Annotated in this window: 2 protein-coding genes; both read right to left on the minus strand. The window is 55.3% G+C overall.

Annotated elements, in window-relative coordinates; genetic code table 11:
• Nucleotides 1-638 (minus strand): alkaline phosphatase D family protein (locus ACOVRA_RS07365; RefSeq protein WP_421719722.1); only part of this gene is annotated, 638 nt, incomplete at its 3' end.
• A gap of 122 nt (nucleotides 639-760) precedes the next feature.
• The gene (locus ACOVRA_RS07370; protein WP_421719723.1) at nucleotides 761-4,180 is read right to left on the minus strand and encodes a TonB-dependent receptor; all 3,420 of its coding nucleotides are present in this window, start codon (nucleotides 4,178-4,180) and stop codon (nucleotides 761-763) included.
• Between the last annotated feature and the right edge of the window lie 205 nt (nucleotides 4,181-4,385).

The raw sequence follows: 4,385 nt of genomic DNA on the forward strand, positions 1-4,385 counted from the left end.
ATGAGGCGATAGTCGCTCAAGCTAAAGGCATCTTCCACCGGCATGCGGCGGACCGCGGCACCATAGGACACTTCATAGATGTAGTCGCCGAGCGATAGGATGACGTCTGGATTTTGCTTGGCGAGATCGCCATAGGCGGTGAACAAGCCTTGCTCATAATGGGCGCAGGAATGCCAAGCAAAGCGCATTTTGGCCAGTGGTGCCCCAAATTCCGGGGTCGTGCGGGTGCGGCCGACCGGCGATACAGCTAACCCAACGCGGAACCGGTAGAAGTACGGCCGGTTAGGCTTCAGACCGCCTACCTCGACATGCACGCAATGTGCATTATCGGGCCGGGCGACGGCAAATTCGCGTCGCACGACTTTGGTAAAGGCCTCATCCTCAGCGATTTCGCACTGGACATCCACCAAGCCGTCAATTGAATATTCTGGGTCAAGCGGCTCTGGCGCTAAGCGCGTCCAAAGCACAAAACCGTCCTGCGTTGGATCACCAGACGCCACACCCATGGTGAAGGGGTCAGAGATGAATTTCGGTGTCTGCGCCATAGCAGAACCACGCCACGGGCTGCTGATCGAAGCCGCTGCCGCCCCCATCGCCCATGCGTTCAAAAACAACCGCCGCTTTGGATCGAAGCTCATCAGACCAGACCTTGTATTGTAGAAATGAGTGTCCCCTCACCCTAGTGCATGGGACCTTAAACGAAAATGGGGCGGCCCCCGAAAAGGCCGCCCCATGAACCAAACGTTACAGCGCTTTGAGCTTAGAACTCGTAGCGAACGCCGACTTGGATCTGCCAACGCGAACGATCGACGTTACGCGTCTTTGGGTTGGTCAGAATGGTCGATGGGTTGGTGATACGATAGCGGTTGCACAAAAGGGTTCCCGCGTTGTTCACTGTACCGGTCGCATCGGCGCAAGCTGCAGTGTACAGGGTTTGCTGGTCGCCATATTCTTCAACCACACCCCAGTCTTCGTTGATCATGTTCAACACGTTCTGGAAGTCGAAGGTCAAGAAGCCCTTGTGGCCTTCAAAGGCACCTGGCAGTTCTTGGCTGATACGCATATCCAACAAATGGATTTGGTCGTTGGTGTTGAAGCCACGTGGCGAAATCTGACCTGCGGGCAAACCAAATGTATCGATCAAAGTCTTGACCGAATTAAAGGTTGCCAATGAGTCGAAAGCAACTTTGCTATCACTGCTAACCAAAACGGTGCCGTTCGTTGCGACGGTCGTGGAACCAGACAGGTCAGGGATATAAGCCAATTGGCCACCCTTGTTGACACCAGTAATGGTCGAACGACCCGAGCCCGTGTTCATCAGCCAGCTGAATGGACGGCCGGCGCGTACGTCGCCGAACAATTCAAGACGGGTCTCAAGATCTTTGATTGGCGTTGCGCGCCAGCCGAAGGAATACTTGAACACGTTTTCAATTTCTTCTTGACCACGACCCGTGACTGGATTGGCTGGGTCAAGCGCCGACAAGGCACCGCCGTAGAGCGAGCTTGCGGTAGAGCTGAAACGGCCTGTGCTGTTCAACTCGTTGATGTTTTGAAGCGTGTAGGACAGCGACCAATTGATCCCGAAGTCATAGGACTTGCTGGCCGAAACTGCCGCGATGAACGCATCACCCAAATCACCATTTGGGTTGTAGAGTTGGATGTCACGGTTCGAACCACCGACGGCCGCAGTGGAGTTCACTGTCGTGCCAACAACCGAGGTGCGAACTGCTGTCGACAGAGCATCGTAACGCTTACGACCGTCCGGGGTCAGTGCTTGCTGGCCATTGATGATCAGTGGCGTGGCACGCAAGTCGCGGAACGCATAGCCGGTTTGAACTTTGGTATAAACCAAGTCTAGGCCGAGGTTCATGCCGAATGCTTCGCCGGTAACGGCCAAATTCGCCTTCCACTCAGATGGGATATCCAAGTTCGGGTCGATTGAGTTGGTTTCAGCGGTGGCAGGTGGCGTTACGCCGCCCAACAAAGCCAAGACTTGGGCTGGGATCGTGCGGCCAAAGTTTGCGCCGACAAGATTGTCCAATGCGAGCGAACCGATCGCATTGGTGAAGCCAGGTGCTGCCCCGGTTTCGGTGAAGCCAGTTGCAGTCCGCTGAATATCAACACCGACGGTCAACACGCCTGTGTTGGAGAAGGAGTTGGACAAGAATACGTCAGGTAGACCGCCCGAGAACAAGCCAACACCACCCGAAACACGGATATCTGCGGGTGCGTTCCAGTTGAAGCTGACGCGGGGCATCACGATCGACAGGCCGTCATAGGTCGCTTGGTTGGAGTAACCAAAACGGCTGGTGAAGTTTGCATTGGCGGCTGGTGCGCTGTCAACTGAGTAGCTTTCAACACGCAGACCGCCGGTCAAACGGAAGTCGTCCGTCACCGACCAAGTATCTTGCAAATAGCCCGACAGGATTTGGTAGGTGAACTCGGCTGCAGCTTTATCCGGGTTGCCCGACGGATTGTTGGTGTACTGTAAGCGGTTCGCGCGACCTGCTTGGAAATCAGCAACCGAGTCAAAGTAGTAAGTACCGTCAGAGTTTGGCACGAACAGGTTGAAGATGTCACGTTCTTGCCACTGCAAACCGGCCTTCAACTGGTGGTCGCCCAAGCGGTAACGGGCTTCAAATTGGCCTTGGGTGTTGGTGGTCGCCAAGAAATTAGCATGACGGAATTGGTCTGGACCAAAGCGAACTACGCCGCGCGCCTGACCCGTGGCCGCAGCACAGGTGATCAATGGCTGGCTGCCGGTTGCGTCGAGCGAGGTCAACGTCGAACAAACCGTGATGTCTGCGAACTCTTGGCCACTTGGTGGCTGTTGCAGGCGGACGTAGTCGCGATAGCTGATGCGGGCTTCAGTTTGGAACTTGTCATTCCAGTCCGAGTTCAACTGCAGCGAATAAGTCTTGTCTTGCTCGCCAGTGAAGTACCATTGCGAGTCCAGCGCCGCTGTTGTTGCGCCCAAGTTCGTGAAGTTGAAGACGGTCGATTCAGCATTTCGATAGGTGAAGGACGCGCGATGCTTGTCAGTGATGTTCCAGTCAATACGAGCCGAATATTTCTCGTCGAGGATCGGCTTATTGGTTGGGATCGAACCAAGGGCAAAGTTCGATTTATAAGTGTTGGCGAACACGTTGGTCACGGCCGCGATGTCAGCCAATGTCATTGGCGTGCCCGATGGGCCGACGATTGTGTTACCGAAAGAGCCGCCATCGATTGGACCACGGTTGGTCACGTCGACAGATTCATACTTTTCGTAAGACAAAGCATAGAACAGTTTGTCTTTGATGATGGGACCGCGAAGGGTTGCGCCATAGTTGGTTTGCTCAACAACGTTCGAGACAATCGTGTTCTTGATCCGAGTCCCGGTCAATTTGTCGTCGAGGAAGTTGGCGAAAACCGAACCACCCAACTCATTGTCGCCAGAGCGCAACACGATGTCGATTGCGCCGCCCAAGAAACCGCCGTTGCGCACGTCAAATGGGGCTGGGGTCACGTTGAACTGAGACACAGCATCCAAGGAAATTGGACCGCGGCGGGTCGGCAGACCACCCGTGTTCAAACCGAAGTCGTCTTGAGCAGCAACGCCGTCGATGGTGATGCGGTTGGTACGTGGGTTAGAACCGGCGATGGAGATACCGCCGTCACCAACCGTGTTCTGGGTAACCAAAGGCGATTGACGGGCCAATTCGCGAATGTCGCGGCCGGGGGTCACAAGGCCTTCAATCTTGTCGCGGCGAAGACCGGTAGCGGTGCCATCCACGCGGTTACGTCCGACAGCCGTAGCGCGCACGATGATGCGCTCAACTTCTTTATCCGCCGGTACGAGGTTCAAGGCGAGGCTGAATGGCTCGGTAACCGTCAAGAACAAGTCGTTGACGACAGTCGGCTCATAGGTGGACGCTGTAACTTCGACCGTGTAGGGGCCGCCAGCGCGAAGACCAGATGCAGAAAACTGGCCACTTGAATCGGTCGTCGCACGGGCGCGCGAACCAGATGGCGTGTGGATGATGATGACTTCAGCGCCGGTTACTGGCGCACCAGAAGCTGCGATCTGACCCCGGATAGTACCGGTGGTTTCTTGAGCATAGACTGCAACTGGTGCAACCAGAGCAAAGCCCAATGCGGTCAGCGCAGTGGTGCGAGCCAAACGATTTAAAATTGACATGAGTGGTCCCCTGAAAGTGATCCTGCTTGCGCATCGAAGTGGGAGGCTGCGCGTAGAGTGGGCCACCTAGCCCGCTTGAGATACGCCTCTGCGACGATTATGTGACACTTCTATGACAGTGACGGCTCTGAGGTGGGAACACTGGGGATAAATGTGCCAAGCTGTTCGCACAGTGGCAACAATGTTACACTTTGTTTAGACTTTA

The sequence above is a fragment of the Aquidulcibacter sp. genome (assembly GCF_049239865.1).
Taxonomy (GTDB): domain Bacteria; phylum Pseudomonadota; class Alphaproteobacteria; order Caulobacterales; family Aquidulcibacteraceae; genus Aquidulcibacter.

What these genes read in the sequence shown, in the direction of transcription:
- ACOVRA_RS07370 (WP_421719723.1), bottom strand. Translation starts at nt 4,180, where the DNA reads ATGTCAATTTTAAATCGTTTGGCTCGCACCACTGCGCTGACCGCATTG.